This window comes from Kribbella yunnanensis (genome assembly GCF_039529655.1).
Taxonomy (GTDB): Bacteria; Actinomycetota; Actinomycetes; order Propionibacteriales; family Kribbellaceae; genus Kribbella; species Kribbella yunnanensis.
Map to the genome: position 1 here is coordinate 209,464 of NZ_BAAANF010000019.1, position 18,849 is coordinate 228,312.

Here is an 18,849-nt window from a genome sequence, read left to right on the forward strand (position 1 = left end):
ATCTGGTCATGGCAGCACCGGTGCACAAGCCAGTGGTGGTTCGCGAGTACGAGTCCGCGGACCATTCAGGTCGTGACTACCGCACCCAGCCCGGAGGAACGGTCCGGGCGACTTTGGCCGGTGTGGTGGTGCACGTGGACGGTGACCAGGTCGTGGTCGAGTCGAACGCGATCTGGCACCTCTACCGGCCGCTGTCCGAACCGACGGTCAGCCAGGGGGAGACCGTCGAAACGGGTGAACTGCTGGGGTGCGCCGCCGACTCCTCACTGCACTACGAGGAGCGGGTCGCGCCGTACCAGGCCGGCGATCACCGCAAGCCCCAGTTCGATACGCACACCAACGCCCGGATGCGGGTGGTGGCGCCGGGTGAGTCGGCAGTGGAGGGATCTGCCGAACCGCCCGGCGCTACCGTGACTACGTGATCGCAACCGCTTTCAGCACGTCTCGCCTGACGCTGCTCCCGCTGACACCCCAGTACGCCGAGGAGATGGCCGGCGTACTGTCCGACCCGGCTCTGTATTCCTTCACTGGTGGTGAGCCGCCGACCGTGGACGCGCTCCGGGCCCGGTACGAGCGTCAGGTCGCCGGATCAGGCCGTGCGGACGAGCACTGGCTCAACTGGGTGATCCGGGCCGGTGACGAGCTCATCGGCTTCGTGCAGAGCACTGTGACCGGCAGTACGGCGGAGATCGCCTGGGTGATCGGTTCTGCCTGGCATGGCCACGGTTACGCCAAGGAAGCGGCTATCGGGCTGGCCGATTGGCTGAGGGCTCAGGATCTTCAGATCATTGCCCACATTCACCCCGACCACCTGGCCTCGGCCGCAGTCGCCGCGGCCGTCGGTCTCAGCCGCACCGATCAAATGGTCGACGGCGAGTACCGCTATAGATAAGAAAAAGCCCCGGTCGCCGAAGCAACCGGGGCCTTTCTAAGTCGTTCAGACCGGGCGAACGTTCTCCGCCTGCGGGCCCTTCTGGCCCTGGGTCAGGTCGAACTCGACCTTCTGGTTCTCGTCGAGGCTACGGAAGCCGTCGGTCGCGATCGCCGAGTAGTGCACGAACACGTCGGCGCCGCCGCCGTCCGGGGAGATGAAGCCGAAGCCCTTCTCGCCGTTGAACCACTTCACTGTACCGCTGGCCATGATGTACCGCTTTCTAAAGAAATTAATGAACTGGTTGCGGTCATCCGGCCCGGGACAGAAAAAACGCCCAGCGGATCACAAATCCGCGGGCGTCAATGAACGATCGAGGAACTGCAAAAACTGCAACCGGTAACGACAGTAGCACACGGTACCGGTCCGCAACCGGCGGACGACGTGAACATCCGGCGTCGAATGTGATCTTGACCGCACTGCAGTGGCGGCCTACTGTATCCGGTATACAACGCCCTGCGGGAAGGTGGGATCGATGAACACTGCCCGGTTCGCCGTCAACTGTTCGATCCTGTTCACCGAACTGCCGCTGCTGGAGCGCCCGGCGGCGGCCAAGGCGGCTGGGTTCGAGGCGGTCGAGTTCTGGTGGCCGTTCGACACCCACCTGCCGGGCGATGCCGAGGTCGACGCGTTCGAACGCGCGATCACCGACGCCGGTGTCCAGCTGATCGGGCTGAACTTCGCGGCCGGTGACCTGCCGGCCGGTGACCGCGGTCTGCTCTCGTCGCCGGACACGGCCCGCGAGTTCCGCGACAACATCCCGGTCGCCCTCGGCATCGGGGAGCGGCTCGGCTGCCGCGCGTTCAACGCGCTCTACGGCAATCGCGTGGACGGGTTCAGTCCGGAGGCGCAGGACGAGCTCGCCGCCGAGAACCTCGCGCTGGCCGCAACTGCCGCCGGCGCGCTGGGTGGCGTCGTACTGGTCGAGCCGGTCAGTGGCGTCGACCGCTACCCGCTCAAGACCGCGGCCGACGCGGTCGCGGTGGTCGATCGGGTCCGGCGGCAGTCCGGCGCGATCGGTCTGCTGCTCGACATCTACCACCTCACTGTCAACGGGGACGACGTGAGTACGGCGATCACCAGGTTCGCGGACCGGATCGCGCACGTACAGATCGCCGACGCGCCCGGCCGGAACGAACCCGGTACCGGGAAGATCCCGGTCGACCAGCACCTCGCCGACCTCGCCACCGCGGGGTACGACGGCTGGATCGCCCTGGAGTACAAGCCGTCCGGCTCGACCGCCGAGAGCTTCGACTGGATCCGCTGAGCCGGATCGCCCTTCGTCTGCCTGAAGCACAGCGTCTTCCGCTCGATTGGAGCTGGTATGCCCCGAATGACCGCTGCCCGCGCTGCCGTGGAGATCCTCCGCCGCGAAGGCGTCACCCACCTGTTCGGCCTGCCCGGAGCGGCCATCAACCCGTTCTATTCCGCCGTCCGCGCCCAGGGCGAGTTGCGCCACGTACTCGCCCGGCACGTCGAGGGCGCCTCGCACATGGCGGAGGGCTACACCCGGGCCCAGGCCGGAAACATCGGCGTCTGCGTCGGTACGTCGGGACCGGCCGGAACCGACATGATCACCGGACTGTATTCGGCCAGCGCCGACTCGATCCCGATCCTCTGCATCACCGGCCAGGCACCCGTGGCCAAGCTGCACAAGGAGGACTTCCAGGCCGTCGACATCTCGTCGATCGCTGCCCCCGTAGCGAAGTGGGCGGTCACGGTGATGGAGGCCGCGCAGGTACCGGGCGCGTTTCAGAAGGCGTTCCAGCTGATGCGGTCTGGCCGGCCCGGGCCGGTGCTGATCGACCTGCCGCTCGATGTGCAGCTCACCGAGATCGACTTCGACCCGGAGCTGTACACACCGTTGCCGGTGGCAACACCACGGGCAAGCGTCGCGCAGGCGAAGGCGGTTCTGCAGATGCTCGCGCAGGCGGAACGGCCGTTGATCGTGGCCGGTGGCGGGATCGTCAACGCGGATGCGGCCGACCTGCTGGTGGAATTCGCCGAGCTGGCGAACGTGCCCGTCGTACCGACCCTGATGGGCTGGGGGACGATTCCGGACGACCACCGGCTGATGGCCGGGATGGTCGGTCTGCAGACGTCGCATCGCTACGGGAACCAGACGATGCTGGCGGCCGACCTGGTGATTGGGATCGGAAACCGCTGGGCCAATCGGCATACCGGTGGGCTCGACACCTATCGGGCCGGGCGGAAGTTCGTGCACATCGATATCGAGCCGACGCAGATCGGGCGGGTGTTCGCGCCGGATCTGGGGATCGTGTCCGACGCGAAGGCTGCGCTGGAGGTGCTGATCCATGTCGCGCGGCAACAGGCGCCGCTGGATGATCGCTCCGAATGGGCGGCCGCTTGCCGGGACCGCAAGGCGCGGCTGCGACGCCGTACCGACTTCGATGATGTGCCGATCAAGCCGCAGCGTGTGTACCAGGAGATGAACAACGCCTTCGGGCCGGAGACGCGCTACGTGTCGACGATCGGGTTGTCGCAGATCCAGGCCGCGCAGATGCTGCACGTGTATCGGCCGCGGCACTGGATCAACGCCGGCCAGGCCGGTCCGCTGGGGTGGACCGGGCCGGCCGCGCTCGGCGTCGCGGTGGCGGATCCGGAGACGCCGGTGGTCGCGCTGTCGGGCGACTACGACTTCCAGTTCCTGATCGAGGAGCTGGCGGTCGGTGCCCAGTTCAACATTCCGTACATCCATGTGGTGGTGAACAACGCCTATCTCGGGCTGATCCGGCAGGCGCAACGCAACTTCGACATGGACTTCTGCGTACAGCTTGCCTTTGACAACATCAACACGCCGGAGCTCGCCGGGTACGGCGTCGACCACGTGAAGGTGGCCGAGGGCCTTGGCTGCAAGGCGTTGCGCGTGTTCGAACCCGACGGCATCCAGCCCGCACTGGATGAGGCGAAGAAGCTGCTGGCCGAGTACAAGGTGCCGGTGGTCGTCGAGGTGATCCTCGAGCGCATCACGAACGTTGCCATGGGCACCGAGATCGACAAGGTGGTCGAGTTCGACGAACTGACCGACGTACGGCACCCGGTGCCGACGGCGTCCGGGCCGAGGGAGTGATGACGATGAAGGTTGCGGTTCTCGGCGCCGGGGCGATCGGTGCGTACGTCGGCGCTGCGTTGCACCGTGGGGGGACCGAGGTGCACCTGATCGCGCGCGGTGCGCATCTGGAGGCGATCCGGCGCGACGGTGTTCGGGTCCTCAGCCCACGTGGCGACTTCGAGGCGCGTACCCCGGCCACGGACGACCCGGCCGAGGTCGGGCCGGTGGACTTCGTGTTCCTCGGTTTGAAGGCGAACTCGTACGCCTCGGCCGGACCGCTGCTGGAGCCGTTGCTGCACGACAAGACCGCGGTGATCGCAGCGCAGAACGGCATCCCGTGGTGGTACTTCCATGGACTGAAGGGCCCGTACGAGGGTCGCCGGATCGAGTCCGTGGATCCGGACGGCTCGGTGACGAAGGTGATTTCGCTCGATCGGGCGATCGGGTGCGTCGTGTACTGCTCGACCGAGCTCGAAGGACCGGGGCTGGTCCGGCATCTGGAGGGCACCCGGTTCTCGATCGGTGAGCCCGGCGGTGGAATCTCCGCTCGGTGCACGGAGTTCAGCGACGCGATGATCGCGGGCGGGCTGAAGTGCCCGGTCGAGGACGACATCCGCAAGGACATCTGGATCAAGCTGCTCGGCAATGCGGCGTTCAATCCGATCAGCGCGCTGGCCCGGGCGACGATGGTCGAGATCGCGACGCATCAGGGCACCCGGGCGATGATCCGGCTGATGATGGAGGAGTCGCTGGAGATCGCGGCCGCGGTCGGTTGCACGCCGGAGATCTCGGTGGACAAGCGGATCGACGGCGCCGAGCGGGTCGGCGAGCACAAGACGTCGATGCTGCAGGACCTCGAGAAGGACAAGCCGCTCGAACTCGACGTCATCCTGGCCGCCGTCGTCGAGCTCGCCGACCTCACCGGTACGCCGGCGCCGACGCTCCGCGCCGTCCATGCGGTCGCCGACCTGCTGTCCCGCAAGATCGGTACCGGCCCGGCCATCGCCCACGCACCCACTGCCGCACCCGCCCCGGTGCGCTCCTGAATCAGGTCCGCTCCGGCCCACAGCGACGGCCGGGGCGGACCTGCACCACCCACCAAGTTCCGGAACCGCCGGTCACTTCTCAACGTCCTTGTCCGGTCGTAGTGTTCACGTAAACACGGCCGGATGGGGGAAGTTTGGGTACGACGGGACGACCGCGGCGCGGGCCTTCGATGGCCGACGTCGCCGCCCTCGCAGGCGTCTCCGGGCAGACCGTGTCCCGAGTGGCGAACAACCGAACCAACGTGGACGCGACCACGCGAGCCCGGGTCCGGGCGGCGATGCGAGAGCTCGGCTATCGGCCGAACGGGGCTGCGAGGGCGTTGCGGAACGGCGAGTTCCGGGGCATCGGCGTGATCGTCTTCGAACTCTCGACCTTCGGTACGACGCGCGTCCTCGACGCGATCGCGACCGCCGCCACCGAGCGCGGCTACTCGGTCAACCTGATGCCGGTCCTGGACATCAACCAGCGCGCGGTCAACGACGCGTTCAACCGACTCAGCGCGCAGGCGGTCGACGGCGTCATCATCCTGACCGAGGCCTACCTGCTCGACGAGGCCGGCGTGCAGCTACCGCACGGGCTGCCCGTGGTGATCGTCGACTCCAGCGCGCACTACGACTACCCGGTCGTCGACACCGACCAGTTCGATGGCGCTCGGCAGGCCGTGGTCCACCTGCTCGAGCTGGGCCACCAGACGGTTCATCACGTCGGTGGCCCGCGGACGTCGTACCCGGCTGCTCATCGTCGTCATGGTTGGGAGCAGACGCTGATCGACCACGGTCGCGAGCTGCCCCCGATCCACTTCGGCGACTGGACCGCGCAGTCCGGCTACGAGGCCGGCGGCGCGCTCGCGGCCGACCCGTCGGTCACCGCCGTCTTTGCTGCGAACGACCAGATGGCGCTAGGTGTTCTGCGCGCACTCCACGAACACAACCGTCAGGTCCCGACCCAGGTGAGTGTTGTGGGTTTCGACGACATGGAGGAGTCCGCGCACTTCTGGCCACCTCTGACCACAGTCCGCCAGTGCTTCGCGGAACTCGGTCGCTACTCCGTCGAGTCCCTGCTCACCACCTTGGCGAACGGCGAACCACAGCCGATCGCCGTACCGACCGAACTGATCATCCGGGCGAGCACCACCTCACCGGGACAGTGACTCGATGGTTTTGAGGAGGGCTGAGTGGTCCAGGGAGCCGTGGCCTTGGGCGCGGGTTGCGGCTACTAGTTGGGCTACTACGCCGGTGACGGGGAGGGCGACGCCGGCGGCTCGGGCTGAGGCCAGGGCGATGCCCATGTCCTTGTGGTGGAGGTCGATGCGGAAGCCGGGCGTGAACTCGCGGGCCAGCATGGTGGTCGACTTGAGGTCGAGGATGCGGTTGCCGGCCAGGCCACCGGCGAGGACTTCGAGACCCCGAGTGCTGTCCACGCCGGAGGCTTCGAGCAGGACGATGGCTTCGGACACCAGCGAGATGATGCCGGCGACCATCAGCTGGTTGGCGGCCTTCACCGTTTGACCGGAGCCGTGCGGGCCGACGTGGACGATGGTGCGGCCGAGGGCCTCGAAGATCGGGCGGGCGGTTTCGAAGTCCTCGGCCGAACCGCCGACCATGATGGACAGCGAGGCCTTGATGGCTCCTTGTTCGCCACCGCTGACCGGCGCATCCAGGACCTGTACGCCGCGCTCGGCACCGGCCGCGGCGACCGCGATCGAGGTCTCCGGGGCGATCGAGCTCATGTCGATCAGCAGTACGCCGGACTCGATCGCCGACAGCACGCCGTCCGGGCCGAGTACGACCTCGGCGACCTGCGGTGAGTCCGGCAGCATCGTGATCACGACCTCCGCCCCGGCGACGGCCGAGGCGATGTCGGGAGCCGGCTTCCCGCCGGCCTGAGCCAGGCGATCCACAGCAGCCGGTACGACGTCGTACCCGGTCACCGCGTGTCCCGCGGCAATCAGGTTCGCCGCCATGTGCGAGCCCATGATCCCGAGGCCGATGAACCCGATGGCGGTCATACGGCGACCAGCACTGAGCGGAGGAGTTCGGCGGTCTCGGTGGGGGTCTTGCCGACGCGAACGCCGGCCGCCTCAAGCGCCTCCTGCTTGGCCGCCGCCGTACCGGACGAGCCGGAGACGATGGCGCCGGCGTGCCCCATGGTCTTGCCCTCCGGGGCGGTGAAGCCGGCAACGTACCCGACCACCGGCTTGGTGACGTGGGCCGCGATGTACGCCGCCGCCCGCTCCTCGGCGTCGCCGCCGATCTCGCCGATCATCACGATCGCGTCGGTGTCGGGGTCGTCCTGAAACGCTTGCAGGGCGTCGATGTGGGTGGTCCCGATGATCGGGTCACCGCCGATCCCGATCGCGGTGGAGAAGCCGAAGTCCCGCAGTTCGTACATCATCTGGTAGGTCAGCGTCCCCGATTTCGAGACCAGCCCGATCCGTCCGGGCCCGGCGATGTCGGCCGGGATGATGCCGGCGTTCGCCTGTCCCGGGCTGATGATCCCTGGGCAGTTAGGCCCGATCACGCGCACCCCGGCAGCTTGGGCGTGGGCGAAGAAGGCGGCCGTGTCGTGGACCGGCACGCCCTCGGTGATCACCACCACCAGCGGTATCCCGGCATCCACCGCCTCGATCACCGCACCCTTGGTGAACCGCGGCGGCACGAACACCACCGACACGTCGGCGCCGGTCGCCGCGACCGCGTCCGCGCACGACCCGTAGACCGGGATCGAGCGCTTCGCGAAGTCGACCGACTGGCCGCCCTTGCCCGGTGTCACACCGCCGACGATGTCGGTGCCGGCGGCAAGCATCCGGCTGGTGTGTTTCTGTCCTTCGGCGCCGGTCATCCCCTGGACGACGACGCGGCTCTTCTCGGTCAGGAAGATCGCCATCAGATATGTCCTTTCACTCTCAAGCGGCGGCGAGCTCGGCGGCCTTGGCCGCGGCGCCGTCCATCGTGTCGACCACGGTCACCAGCGGATGGTTGGCCTGGGCAAGGATCCGGCGGCCCTCCTCGACGTTGTTCCCGTCGAGCCGAACCACCAGTGGCTTGTCGGCGGCAGCGCCGAGCAGTTCGAGTGCCTGGACGATCCCGTTCGAGACGGCATCGCAGGCGGTGATCCCGCCGAAGACGTTCACGAACACGCTGCGCACCTGCGCATCGCTCAGGATGATCCCGAGCCCGTTCGCCATCACCTCGGCCGAGGCGCCGCCGCCGATGTCCAGGAAGTTCGCGGGTTTCACGCCGTACTGCGAACCGGCGTACGCGACCACGTCGAGGGTAGACATGACGAGCCCGGCGCCGTTCCCGATGATGCCGACCGAGCCGTCGAGCTTGACGTAGTTCAGGCCCTTGTCGTGCGCGGCCGCCTCGAGCGGATCCGCGGAGGCGCGATCCTCGAAGGCGGCATGATCAGGATGCCGGTACGCCGTACTGTCGTCCAGCGTCACCTTCCCGTCCAGCGCCTCCAGCGATCCGTCGGCCAGTTTCACCAACGGGTTCACCTCGACCAGCGTGGCGTCCTCGGCGATGAACACGTCCCACAGCCGCCGTACGACGTCCTCCGCGCCAGCGGGGAATCCAGCCGCGGCCACGATCTCGGCAGCCTTCGCCTCGTCGACGCCGACCGCCGGATCGATAGCCACCTTGGCGATGGCGTCGGGGTTGGTGTGCGCGACCTCCTCGATCTCCACACCGCCTTCGGTGCTGGCGATACAGAGATACGTGCGGTTGGCGCGGTCGACCAGGAAGGAGAAGTAGTACTCCTCGGCGATCGCGGCGGCCGGCGCGAGCAGCACCCGGTGCACGGTGTGGCCCTTGATATCCATGCCGAGGATCTCGCCGGCCCGGGCCACCGCTTCGTCGGGGGAGGCGGCGAGTTTGACCCCGCCGGCCTTGCCGCGGCCACCGGTCTTCACCTGGGCCTTCACCACGACCCGGCCACCGAGTTCCGCGGCGGCTGCGGCCGCGTCGGCCGGATCTTCGATCACCCGGCCGAGCGTCACCGGGACGCCGTGCCGTGCGAACAGCTCTTTGGCTTGGTACTCCATCAGGTCCACAGGGGCAGTCCTTCCGATCCGAGCGGTCGTGTGCCGACTGTATGCGGTATGCAATCTGGTCACAAGAGGCAGCTGCAACACGCCAGGTCTGGACAACCGACGGCGGAGAGGAGTACCACAGATCTCATACGGTATGCAGTAGTCAGGAGGCGCGAGATGGATCACGCTCGGGACATTCGTGATGTGTACGGCCGGCGGTACCGGGTCGGTGAGGACGCCCAAGACCTGACCGGGCACTCGCGCCGCTGGCAGTTGTGGGCCGCGTGGGCCTGCATGATCGCCATCAGCCCGTTGCAGTACTCGTTCGGTACGGCGGCGCTCGGTCTCGAGTCCGACCGCGGTTGGGGTGCAGTGCAAACCCTGTGGCTGCTGGCGATCTTCGTCGCCTGCCAAGCCCTGGTCGCCATCCCGGCCGCCTGGGTGCAGCGGGTACGGCGGGCATCGCCGACCCAGCTCGTGGTTCTCGGTGGCCTGCTGTCCGCCGTCGGCCTTGCGACCCTCGCGCACGCGGATAGCTATGCGGTCGTGGTCATCGGCTACGCCCTGCTCGGTGGAACCGGCGCCGGCATCGTCTACGCCGCATGCATCACCACCTCGGCCCGGTGGTTCCCCGATCGGCGGACCTCGACGATCGGATTCGTCACCGGCGGGTTCGCGATCGGCGCCGTACCGAGCATCGTGTTGCTGACGCTGGCCGACAGCCCTGGTAGTCGGAGGCTCGTCTTCGACCTGACTGCGGTTGTTGCGGTGCTGGCCACTGCGATCGGCGGTGGGTTGCTGAAGGATCCGCCGCGGCATTGGTGGCCGGCCGCGATTGACGCGCAGGCCTGGGCAATCGACCGCAAGCTCAACCGCAGCATCCCGCACAACGCACCTGCTGTACGGCACTACCGTCCGGCCGAGGCGATGCGTACCGGTGCGCTGCCGCTGATGTGGCTCATGCTCGCGATCAGCGCCGCACTGTCGTTGTTCGGCATCGCCTTCGTCGTGAGCTTCGCAGTAGCGACCGGACTCGGGATGGCAGTCGCGGGCTTCGCAGCCGGATTGCTTGCCGCAGTCAACGGTCTTGGTCGCTCACTCGCCGGCACGCTCTCCGACCGATTCGGCCGGCGCCGCGTACTGGCCGCCGTACTGATGGTTGAGAGCTTCACCCACGTCGGCCTGGTCGTCGCCGGTGAGGCGGGTGTGGGTTGGGCGTTCGTCGTCTGCGCGATGTTCGCCGGCCTCGGCGGTGGCGCGTTCTACGCGATCATGGCCAACCTGGTGCTGGAGTTCTTCGGCGAGAACAGCCTGGTTCAGAACCAGGCGATCCTGTACTCCGCCAAGGCCGTCGGCGGTCTGGTCGGAGTCGGAGTGGCCGCTTCGGTGATCGCGGTGGTCGGCTACCGGCCGCTGTTCCTCGGCGCGGGACTGCTCGGCGTACTGGCCGCACTGAGTGTGCGATTGCTGAAGCAGCCCGGGCGACCTGCGCTACCGGTGCGGCCCCAACTAGGTACGCCGGTCGCCGGGTCGAACGAGTGAGTGAGTACGGGCGCGTTGTGCGGCCCGACCCCTGTGTGATGGAGCTGGTGTCCAAGCTGGCCCGGGAGCCGTGGACGGATCGGCCGTCTTGCGTGCATCCGACTCTGAGCGCGGCGGCCCGGGCCGTCCACGACCACTCCAGCCGGGCCGGGCGGCGAGCGCTGCTGCCGCTGGCGCCGAAGTTCATCGACACCGCTCGCCCCGGTCTGGAGGTGTCGGCCCGCGTGGTCGCGCTCTGCGTATCCACCGCGCTGGCCGGCGGTGACATGACTGGAGACGAGGCAGCGCGGCTCGGCAAAGCGCACGAGACCGCGCTGCATCTCCTGACTGGGCGGGGAGAGCCACGCTGGTGGCTGTCTCTCCTCGGCCGGTTCGGCTGCAGTGAACCGTTCTACCGGACCTTCGTCGCCACCGAACACGTCGCCGAAGCAATCGCGGTCACCGCTCGCCAAGCGAACGGTGACCGCGATCTACGACTACGGCAGCTGCTCAAGCAGTGCCTGGCGGCTCACGGCGCTCTGCGCCCCGGAGCTCCGACTCCCTCATGATCCACATCTCCGGCGCCCCACAACCCATGGTCGCGGTCGTCGTCGGGGATGACCATCAGCTCGCCGCGGACCGGCACCTGGACCTGGTCCTCGAGCCGGCGCAGGTCCGACGTACAACGTTCGAGATCGTCCAGCAGGCGGAGGACGTCGAGATGCTCACCCAGGTGATTCCTCAACGACATAAGGGACTTCTCGAGGGCCAGCAGTGCGGTCCGGGTTCGGTGCAGCTCCTCGTGAATTGTCATGCAGTCCTCCCTCTGGACAACCACCGTGGCGTGGGATAAGACTACGACTACCACATACGGTATGCAATCTACATTGACCCCAAAAGCCGAACCCCGGCTCTTTCCGAGGAGATGACTGCAGATGGCGCAGACAGTGTCGGAGAACCAGTCCGTCGCGCAGGTGAAGGAGCCGGAGACGATCTCGGGCGGTCACCTGGTCGCCAAGGCCCTGAAGGCCGAGGGGGTCGACGTGATCTTCACCCTCTGCGGCGGCCACATCATCGACATCTACGACGGCTGCGTCGACGAGGGCATCGCGGTCGTCGACGTCCGGCACGAGCAGGTCGCCGCGCACGCGGCCGACGGCTACGCGCGGATCACCGGCAAGCCCGGTTGCGCGGTCGTCACCGCCGGCCCCGGTACGACGAATGCCGTGACCGGTGTCGCGAACGCCTTTCGCGCCGAGAGCCCGATGCTGCTGATCGGCGGCCAGGGCGCACTGAACCAGCACAAGATGGGGTCCCTGCAGGACCTGCCGCACGTCGACATGATGACGCCGATCACCAAGTTCGCCGCGACCGTGCCGCACACCGCGCGTGCCGCCGACATGGTCTCGATGGCGTTCCGCGAGTGCTACAACGGCGCGCTCGGCCCGTCGTTCCTGGAGATCCCGCGCGACATCCTGGACGGCTCGGTTCCGGTCGAGTCCGCGACGGTACCGGAGGCCGGTCACTACCGCGCCTCCACGAAGAGCGTCGGCGACCCGGCCGCGATCGAGGCGCTCGCGGATCTGATCGCGCACGCCGAGAAGCCCGTCGTACTGCTCGGTGGTCAGGTGTGGACCTCGCGCGGCAGCGACGCGGCCACCGACTTCGTGCGGGCGCTCGACGTACCGGCCTTCATGAACGGCGCCGCCCGCGGCACGCTCGCCCCCGGCGACCCGCACCACTTCCACCTGTCCCGGCGGTACGGATTCAACAACGCCGACCTGATCATCATCGTCGGTACGCCGTTCGACTTCCGGATGGGTTACGGGCGGCGGCTGCCCAAGTCGGCGACCGTCGTACAGATCGACATGGACTACCGCACGGTGGGCAAGAACCGCGATGTCGACCTCGGCCTGGTTGGCGACCCGGGTGCCATCCTGGCCGCGGTCACGCAGGCCTCGACGGGTCGCGTCCGGAAGTCGGATCGCAAGGCCTGGTTCAAGGAACTGCGTGCGGAGGAGGAGGCGGCGTACCAGAAGCGGTTGCCCCGCCAGCTGTCCGACGCGAACCCGATCCACCCGCTGCGGCTCGCGCACGAGATCAACGAGTTCCTCACCGAGGACTCGATCTACATCGGCGACGGCGGCGACATCGTCACCTTCTCCGGTGGCGTCGTCCAGCCGAAGTCGCCCGGCCACTGGATGGACCCGGGCCCGCTGGGCACGCTCGGTGTCGGCGTCCCGTTCGTGCTCGCGGCGAAGTACGCCCGGCCGGACAAGGAGGTCGTCGCGCTGTTCGGTGACGGCGCCTTCTCGATGACCGGCTGGGACTTCGAGACCCTGGTCCGCTTCAAGCTCCCGTTCGTCGGTGTCATCGGCAACAACTCGTCGATGAACCAGATCCGCTACGGCCAGGAGGTCAAGTACGGCCACGACCGCGGCCGGGTCGGCAACACCCTCGGCGACGTCAAGTACGACGAGTTCGCGCGCAACCTCGGCGGGTACGGCGAGGAGGTCCGCGACCCCAAGGACATCGGGCCGGCCATGCAGCGCGCCCGCGAGTCCGGCCTGCCGTCACTGATCAACGTCTGGGTCGACCCGGACGCCTACGCCCCCGGAACCATGAACCAGACGATGTACAAGTAGAGGAGACCGCCATGAGCAAAGCCCTTGACGGCGTCCGCGTACTGGATATGACGCACGTACAGTCCGGACCTTCCTGCACCCAGATCCTTGCCTGGCTCGGCGCCGATGTGATCAAGCTCGAGGCGCCGACCGGTGACATCACCCGCCAGCAGCTGCGCGACGTACCGGACGTCGACAGCCTCTACTTCACGATGCTCAACTGCAACAAGCGCAGCATCACGCTGAACATGAAATCCGAGCGGGGCAAGGAGATCTTCGTCGACCTGGTGAAGAACTCCGACGTCCTGGTGGAGAACTTCGCCCCCGGCGCGATCGACCGGATGGGCTTCACCTGGGAGCGCCTGCAGGAGATCAACCCAGAGCTGGTGTTCGCCTCGATCAAGGGCTTCGGCCCGGGCCGGTACGAGAACTTCAAGGCCTACGAGGTGGTCGCCCAGGCGATGGGCGGCGCGATGAGTACGACGGGCTTCGAAGAGGGCCCGCCGACCGCGACCGGCGCCCAGATCGGCGACTCTGGGACCGGGATCCACCTGGTCGCCGGCATCCTCGCCGCGCTCTACCAGCGCACGCACACCGGCAAGGGCCAGCGGGTCTCGGTGGCGATGCAGGAGGCCGTGCTGAACCTGACGAGGGTCAAGCTGCGCGACCAGCAGCGGCTCACGCACGGCCCGCTGAAGGAGTACCCGAACGACAACTTCGGCACCGAGGTGCCGCGGTCCGGGAACGCCTCCGGCGGCGGCCAGCCCGGCTGGGCGGTTCGGACGGCGCCTGGTGGGCCGAACGACTACATCTACGTGATCGTCCAGCCGCCGGGATGGGCGCCGATCGCTCAGTTGATCGGGAAACCCGAGCTGGCCGAGGACCCGGACTGGGCCACGCCCGCGTCCCGCCTCGACAAGCTGGACAAGATGTTCGCGCTGATCGAGCAGTGGACCGAGCAGCACACCAAGTTCGAAGTGATGGACAAGCTCAACGCGCTGAACGTGCCGTGCGGGCCGATCATGTCCACCCGGGAACTGATCGAGGACGAGACGCTGGCCGAGCTCGGTGCCGTCGTCGAGGTCGAGCACCCGCAGCGCGGCAGCTTCAAGACCGTCGGCTGCCCGATCAAGCTGTCCGACTCCCCGGTCGACATCGAGACCTCACCCGGTCTCGGTGAGCACAACTCCGCCGTCTACGGATCCCTCGGGATCGACATCGCCGAACTCTCCGAACTCAAGGCCGCCGGCGTCGTCTGACGCCACCATCTTCTGAAATGGAGTGCAGGGCATGACCTATGACAAGGCAGCAGTCCAGACCATCCTCGACCAGGCTCTGGCGGACGGCCGCACCTCGCTGAGCGCGCCCGAGGCCAAGCTGGTCGCGGACGCGTACGGGATCCCGACGCCGGGTGAGGGGCTGGCCACGACTGCCGAGGGAGCCGCCGGTCTCGCGGCCGAGATCGGGTTCCCGGTCGTCCTCAAGATCAGTTCGCCGGACATCCTGCACAAGACCGACGCGGGTGGCGTGGTGGTCGGGGTCGACAGTCCCGAGGCGGCCCAGGCGGCGTACGAGCAGATCATCGCGAACGCCAAGGCGTACAAGGCGGACGCGCAGATCAGCGGTGTCCAGGTGCAGAAGATGCTGGTCACCGGCGGTGACGTCCAGGAGGTCATCGTCGGGGCGGTGACGGATCAGACCTTCGGGAAGATCGTCGCCTTCGGCCTCGGCGGAGTCCTGGTCGAGGTGCTGAAGGACGTCACCTTCCGGCTCGCGCCGCTGAACGACGCCGAGGCGCGGGAGATGATCGACGGGATCAACGCCCACGAGATGCTCGAAGGTGTTCGCGGCGCCAAGCCGGTGGACAAGGACGCGCTGGGCGAGCTGGTCAAGCGACTGTCCGACCTGGTCACCGACTTCCCGCAATTCGCCGAGGTGGACCTGAACCCGGTGCTGGCCGGGCCGGACGGCGCCACCGCGGTGGACTTCCGGATCATCGTCGACGCCGAGGCCGGCAAACCGGTCGAGCGGTACAGCCAGGAGGAGATCCTGACGGCGATGACGCGGATCATGAAACCGCGGGCAGTGGCCGTGATCGGGGCGTCCAACGAGGACGGCAAGATCGGCAACTCGGTGATGAAGAACCTGGTCAACGGCGGGTACGCCGGCGACATCTACCCGATCAACCCCAAGGGCGGCGAAGTCCTTGGGCTCAAGGCCTTCCCGAGCATCCTCGACGTACCGGGTGACGTGGACGTGGCGGTGTTCGCCGTACCGGCCAAGTTCGTCGGCGGAGCGCTCGAGCAGTGCGGCGAGAAGGGCGTGGCCGGGGCGATCCTGATCCCGTCCGGGTTCGCCGAGACCGGTGAACAGGAGCTCCAGGACGAGATCGTCGCGATCGCGCGGAAGCACAACGTCCGGATTCTCGGGCCCAACATCTACGGCTACTACTACCTGCCGGAGAAGCTCTGCGCGACCTTCTGCACACCGTACGACGTCCAGGGCAGTGTTGCGTTGTCGTCACAGTCCGGTGGGATCGGGATGGCGATCCTGGGCTTCAGCCGGTCCAGCCGGATGGGCGTCTCCGCGATCGTTGGGGTAGGCAACAAGGCCGACATCGACGAGGATGACCTCCTGACGTTCTTCGAGAACGACGACAACACCAACCTGATCGCCATGCATCTAGAGGATCTGAAGGACGGCCGGGCGTTCGCCGAGACGGCGGCCCGGGTGTCGAAGAAGAAGCCGGTCGTCGTGCTCAAGGCCGGCCGCACCGCCATGGGCGCCAAGGCGGCCAGCTCGCACACCGGTGCGCTGGCCGGCAACGACAAGGTGTACGACGACATCCTGCGGCAGAGCGGTGTGGTCCGGGCACCGGGGCTGAACGAGATGCTCCAGTACGCCCGCGGGATCCCGCTGCTGCCGACTCCGAAGGGTGAGAACGTCGTCATCATCACCGGTGCGGGCGGTTCCGGTGTCCTGCTTTCGGACGCCTGTGTCGACAACGGCCTGCAGCTGATGACGATCCCGGCGGATCTGGACGCGGCGTTCAAGAAGTTCATCCCGCCGTTCGGTGCCGCCGGCAACCCGATCGACATCACCGGCGGTGAGCCACCGTCGACGTACCGGAACACGGTCGCGCTCGGTCTGGAAGACGAGCGGATCCATGCGCTGATCCTGGGTTACTGGCACACGATCGTGACACCGCCGATGGTGTTCGCGAAGCTGGTCGCCGAGGTGGTCGAGGAGTACCGGGCCAAGGGTATCGACAAGCCCGTCGTCGCCTCGCTGTCGGGTGACGTCGAGGTCGAAGAGGCCGCTCAGTACCTGTTCGAGCACGGCGTGGTCGCCTATCCGTACACCACCGAGACACCGGTTCAGGTGCTCGGCGCCAAGTACCGCTGGGCCCGCAACGCGGGACCCCTCGGTTCGTAACTCTCCGAGGAGGAAAGTCAGCGGGGGTTTTTCATATTCCAGGTGCCTGGCGTCGATCTAAGGAGTCCGCCTTGGACGTCACAAGCAAGACCTCAGAAGTCCCCGACGAGCCCGCCGCGGCCGTCACCGAGAAGGTCTGGAAAGCCGGCCGGCTCGAACCGATGCCGATCCGGAAACTTCCGGACGCACCACCGTCCCTGCACATCCTCGGGCCGACCGTGTTCCTGGTCGCGCTCGGGGTGGGCATGGGGGAGTCGTACATGTGGCCCCGGCTCGTCCTGGTGTTCGGGCCGGACATCCGCTGGCTGTTCATGGTCGGCGTCACCCTGCAGGCGTTCGTGCTGCTGGAGATGGCGCGGTACGCGATGGCGACCGGGGAGAGCATCTTCTTCGGCGCCGCCCGGATCTTCAAACCGTTGATGTGGTTCTTCTACGTCGCGGCGATCCTGATCTACATGTGGCCCGGTCACCTGTCGGCCGGCGCCGCGGCGTTCGAGGAAGTGAGCGGAATACCCTGGCAGGTGTCGGCGTGCGTGGCTCTGGTGTTCGTCGGCGTCCTGTTCAGCATGTTGTCGGTCATCTACAACTTCCTCGAGAAACTCCTCGGCCTGCTGATCGGCTTCCTGGTCGTCGGTACGTCGGTCATCGCGGCACTCGTCGGTAGCTGGGACGATCTGGCCAAGACCATTTCCGGCATGTTCGCCTTCGGGTACTTCCCCGACCAGGCGATGACGAGTGTCTGGTTCCCGGTCGTGGTCGGATCGATCGCGTTTGCCGGACCGTCGGGTATGCAGCAGATGTGGTACACGCTGCAACTGCGCGACAGCGGTGCCGGTATGGGTGCGCACATCCCGAAGATCCGCGGTCTGCGGGCCTCCGGCGAGGCCGAGGCGATGCCGTCGCGGGGTTTCATGTTCGACACCGAGGACCCGGCCGAGATGGCGAAGTGGAAGGGCTGGCGCAAGTGGGTCACGTTCGACGCGCTGCTGCTCTTCTGGGGTATCACGATGCTGGTGACGATCTCGTTCACCGTGCTGGCCATGTCGGCGGCCCGGACGAACCCGAACCTGGCCAGCATCATCCAGGAGGACGACTCGCGGTCCGCGGCGCTCCAGGCGATGTCGGATGCGTTCGCCTCCGCGGGTTCGCCGATCCTGGGTACGTTGTTCTTCGCCTTCATCGCGCTGATCGGACTGAACGCGACCCTGGGTCTGTTCGACTCGTTCTCCCGTGGCCAGGCCGACATGACGTACTACTTCGTCCCGGGCGCCAAGAAGTTCTCGATGTCCCGGATCTACGCCGGGTTCCTGTGGGGCGTGATCGTCTTCGGCATCCTGATCCTGCTGTTCGGACCGGCCGACGGCCCGGCCGGGATCCTGGACACGCTCGCCTTCCTGTCCACGTTCGCGATGGGCGCCTACTGCATCGTGTTGCTCCTGGTGAACAACAAGCTGCTGCCCAAACCGATCAGGCCTGGTCCGATCCGCAACGTGATCATCGGGTTCGGCGCGGTGTTCTACCTGGGCATGTTGTTCTACTGCCTGTTCCGCTTCGGCGTGGCAGTGGGCTGACATGACCTCGGTCAAGGAACTCGCTGAGTTCACGGCCCCGGCCGCGGTCGTGGGTGCCGCGGCCGGGCTGGTCGCCGGCCTGCTCGGCTCGGTCGCCGGACAGTCCCTCGGCGTGGCCCTGGTCACCGGCCTCGGCCTGGGCCTGCCGCTGATCGTGTTCGGCACCGGGTACGCCGTACTCGTTGCCCTAGGCAAAGTCCCGGCCGGGGTGTTCGCCCCGGCTGCGGTCTACTGGGTGGTCGCGTTCCCGCTCTCCCTGCTGGTGCACGCGATCGCCACCGAATGGGTCATCGCCGGCACCCCCGGCCTGCCCGCAGAACCCTGGAAGTTCCTCGCGTTCCGCGCCCTGCTCAGCATGGGCTTCGCGATCGGCTTCCTCTGGATGCACGAACAGATCGGCCGCCACTGGTGGCCACATATCCTCGAGCACAACCGCTACGCCCGCCGTACGGTCGAGCAGTACGTCCACCTCGCCAACGCCATGGAGGCCCGCAAAGCCGCCACCGGCCGAGGCCGCAAGAAGCGCGGCGTAGCCCTGAAGTTCTGACGCCGCATCCCCTGCCGATCGCCCGCCGACCCCACCAGGGCCTGCGGGCGATCGCCTGTGGATAACC

Annotated in this window: 18 protein-coding genes; 13 read left to right on the forward strand and 5 right to left on the reverse strand. The window is 67.4% G+C overall.

The features are described from left to right. Positions 1 to 8: 8 nt before the first annotated feature. Both ABD231_RS29735 and ABD231_RS29740 read left to right on the forward strand, forming a co-directional pair. Positions 9 to 422, forward strand: a complete 414-nt coding sequence (locus ABD231_RS29735; RefSeq protein WP_344159068.1) for a peptidoglycan DD-metalloendopeptidase family protein — start codon at positions 9 to 11, stop codon at positions 420 to 422. Continuing rightward, positions 419 to 892 (forward strand): GNAT family N-acetyltransferase, encoded by a 474-nt coding sequence (locus tag ABD231_RS29740; protein WP_344159070.1) that lies wholly within the window; start codon positions 419 to 421, stop codon positions 890 to 892. The genes ABD231_RS29735 and ABD231_RS29740 overlap by 4 nt, the downstream gene beginning before the upstream one ends. 45 nt (positions 893 to 937) lie before the next feature. Here the strand turns inward: ABD231_RS29740 and ABD231_RS29745 are convergent, their stop codons facing one another. Further along, the gene (locus tag ABD231_RS29745; protein WP_132164162.1) at positions 938 to 1,141 is read right to left on the reverse strand and encodes a cold-shock protein; all 204 of its coding nucleotides are present in this window, start codon (positions 1,139 to 1,141) and stop codon (positions 938 to 940) included. 265 nt (positions 1,142 to 1,406) lie between these two features. Between ABD231_RS29745 and ABD231_RS29750 the strand changes: the two genes are divergently transcribed. The 4 genes from ABD231_RS29750 to ABD231_RS29765 all read left to right on the forward strand — a co-directional run bounded on the left by ABD231_RS29750 (position 1,407) and on the right by ABD231_RS29765 (position 6,201). After that, a complete protein-coding gene (locus tag ABD231_RS29750; protein ID WP_344159075.1) occupies positions 1,407 to 2,198 on the forward strand; it encodes a hydroxypyruvate isomerase family protein in 792 nt (263 codons plus the stop codon). A 57-nt stretch (positions 2,199 to 2,255) separates the two neighbouring features. Further along, positions 2,256 to 4,022 (forward strand): glyoxylate carboligase, encoded by a 1,767-nt coding sequence (gene gcl, locus ABD231_RS29755; RefSeq protein ID WP_344159077.1) that lies wholly within the window; start codon positions 2,256 to 2,258, stop codon positions 4,020 to 4,022. A gap of 5 nt (positions 4,023 to 4,027) precedes the next feature. Continuing rightward, on the forward strand, positions 4,028 to 5,050 hold the full coding sequence (locus tag ABD231_RS29760) for a 2-dehydropantoate 2-reductase (protein WP_344159079.1): 1,023 nt from the start codon (positions 4,028 to 4,030) through the stop codon (positions 5,048 to 5,050). Positions 5,051 to 5,220: 170 nt separating this feature from the next. After that, complete coding sequence (locus ABD231_RS29765; RefSeq protein ID WP_344159081.1) at positions 5,221 to 6,201, forward strand: LacI family DNA-binding transcriptional regulator; 981 nt, start codon at positions 5,221 to 5,223, stop codon at positions 6,199 to 6,201. Here ABD231_RS29765 and ABD231_RS29770 read toward each other — a convergent pair. The 3 genes from ABD231_RS29770 to sucC are packed head-to-tail and all read right to left on the reverse strand — an operon-like array spanning position 6,187 to position 9,105. Beyond that, a complete protein-coding gene (locus ABD231_RS29770; protein WP_344159083.1) occupies positions 6,187 to 7,059 on the reverse strand; it encodes a 2-hydroxy-3-oxopropionate reductase in 873 nt (290 codons plus the stop codon). The genes ABD231_RS29765 and ABD231_RS29770 overlap by 15 nt on opposite strands. Next, the gene (sucD, locus tag ABD231_RS29775) at positions 7,056 to 7,937 is read right to left on the reverse strand and encodes a succinate--CoA ligase subunit alpha (RefSeq protein WP_344159085.1); all 882 of its coding nucleotides are present in this window, start codon (positions 7,935 to 7,937) and stop codon (positions 7,056 to 7,058) included. The genes ABD231_RS29770 and sucD overlap by 4 nt, the downstream gene beginning before the upstream one ends. Before the next feature lie 19 nt (positions 7,938 to 7,956). Then, entirely contained in the window at positions 7,957 to 9,105 is a 1,149-nt protein-coding gene (gene sucC, locus ABD231_RS29780; RefSeq protein WP_344159087.1) for an ADP-forming succinate--CoA ligase subunit beta, read from the reverse strand. A gap of 156 nt (positions 9,106 to 9,261) precedes the next feature. Here sucC and ABD231_RS29785 point away from each other — a divergent pair, with 156 nt between their 5' ends. Next, positions 9,262 to 10,626 (forward strand): OFA family MFS transporter, encoded by a 1,365-nt coding sequence (locus ABD231_RS29785; protein WP_344159089.1) that lies wholly within the window; start codon positions 9,262 to 9,264, stop codon positions 10,624 to 10,626. Continuing rightward, positions 10,623 to 11,174 carry a hypothetical protein gene (locus ABD231_RS29790; RefSeq protein ID WP_344159091.1) on the forward strand — a complete coding sequence of 184 codons (552 nt, stop codon included), beginning with the start codon at positions 10,623 to 10,625 and terminating at the stop codon, positions 11,172 to 11,174. Before ABD231_RS29785 ends, ABD231_RS29790 begins: the two co-directional genes overlap by 4 nt. Here ABD231_RS29790 and ABD231_RS29795 read toward each other — a convergent pair. Then, positions 11,135 to 11,419 (reverse strand): hypothetical protein, encoded by a 285-nt coding sequence (locus ABD231_RS29795; protein ID WP_344159093.1) that lies wholly within the window; start codon positions 11,417 to 11,419, stop codon positions 11,135 to 11,137. The two genes, ABD231_RS29790 and ABD231_RS29795, sit on opposite strands and share 40 nt — an antisense overlap. Positions 11,420 to 11,540: 121 nt before the next feature. Between ABD231_RS29795 and ABD231_RS29800 the strand changes: the two genes are divergently transcribed. The 5 genes from ABD231_RS29800 (at position 11,541) to ABD231_RS29820 (ending at position 18,782) form a co-directional block, all read left to right on the forward strand. After that, the gene (locus ABD231_RS29800; protein ID WP_344159095.1) at positions 11,541 to 13,250 is read left to right on the forward strand and encodes a thiamine pyrophosphate-binding protein; all 1,710 of its coding nucleotides are present in this window, start codon (positions 11,541 to 11,543) and stop codon (positions 13,248 to 13,250) included. 11 nt (positions 13,251 to 13,261) lie between these two features. Then, complete coding sequence (gene frc, locus ABD231_RS29805) at positions 13,262 to 14,488, forward strand: formyl-CoA transferase (RefSeq protein WP_344159097.1); 1,227 nt, start codon at positions 13,262 to 13,264, stop codon at positions 14,486 to 14,488. Between the two features lie 31 nt (positions 14,489 to 14,519). Further along, positions 14,520 to 16,664 (forward strand): acetate--CoA ligase family protein, encoded by a 2,145-nt coding sequence (locus ABD231_RS29810; protein WP_344159099.1) that lies wholly within the window; start codon positions 14,520 to 14,522, stop codon positions 16,662 to 16,664. A 71-nt stretch (positions 16,665 to 16,735) separates the two neighbouring features. Further along, entirely contained in the window at positions 16,736 to 18,235 is a 1,500-nt protein-coding gene (locus ABD231_RS29815; protein WP_344159101.1) for an Nramp family divalent metal transporter, read from the forward strand. Position 18,236: 1 nt separating this feature from the next. Continuing rightward, positions 18,237 to 18,782, forward strand: coding sequence for a hypothetical protein (locus ABD231_RS29820; protein ID WP_344159103.1), 546 nt, complete (start codon positions 18,237 to 18,239; stop codon positions 18,780 to 18,782). The last annotated feature ends 67 nt before the right edge of the window (positions 18,783 to 18,849 follow it).

Bases quoted from the DNA above. Each gene is read 5' to 3' on its own strand.
- ABD231_RS29735 (WP_344159068.1), top strand. From the start codon at position 9: ATGGCAGCACCGGTGCACAAGCCAGTGGTGGTTCGCGAGTACGAGTCC.
- ABD231_RS29810 (WP_344159099.1), top strand. From the start codon at position 14,520: ATGACCTATGACAAGGCAGCAGTCCAGACCATCCTCGACCAGGCTCTG.
- ABD231_RS29795 (WP_344159093.1), bottom strand. From the start codon at position 11,419: ATGACAATTCACGAGGAGCTGCACCGAACCCGGACCGCACTGCTGGCC.
- ABD231_RS29800 (WP_344159095.1), top strand. From the start codon at position 11,541: ATGGCGCAGACAGTGTCGGAGAACCAGTCCGTCGCGCAGGTGAAGGAG.
- gcl (WP_344159077.1), top strand. From the start codon at position 2,256: ATGCCCCGAATGACCGCTGCCCGCGCTGCCGTGGAGATCCTCCGCCGC.
- ABD231_RS29820 (WP_344159103.1), top strand. From the start codon at position 18,237: ATGACCTCGGTCAAGGAACTCGCTGAGTTCACGGCCCCGGCCGCGGTC.
- frc (WP_344159097.1), top strand. From the start codon at position 13,262: ATGAGCAAAGCCCTTGACGGCGTCCGCGTACTGGATATGACGCACGTA.
- ABD231_RS29765 (WP_344159081.1), top strand. From the start codon at position 5,221: ATGGCCGACGTCGCCGCCCTCGCAGGCGTCTCCGGGCAGACCGTGTCC.
- ABD231_RS29770 (WP_344159083.1), bottom strand. From the start codon at position 7,059: ATGACCGCCATCGGGTTCATCGGCCTCGGGATCATGGGCTCGCACATG.
- ABD231_RS29785 (WP_344159089.1), top strand. From the start codon at position 9,262: ATGGATCACGCTCGGGACATTCGTGATGTGTACGGCCGGCGGTACCGG.
- ABD231_RS29745 (WP_132164162.1), bottom strand. From the start codon at position 1,141: ATGGCCAGCGGTACAGTGAAGTGGTTCAACGGCGAGAAGGGCTTCGGC.
- ABD231_RS29760 (WP_344159079.1), top strand. From the start codon at position 4,028: ATGAAGGTTGCGGTTCTCGGCGCCGGGGCGATCGGTGCGTACGTCGGC.
- sucD (WP_344159085.1), bottom strand. From the start codon at position 7,937: ATGGCGATCTTCCTGACCGAGAAGAGCCGCGTCGTCGTCCAGGGGATG.
- ABD231_RS29750 (WP_344159075.1), top strand. From the start codon at position 1,407: ATGAACACTGCCCGGTTCGCCGTCAACTGTTCGATCCTGTTCACCGAA.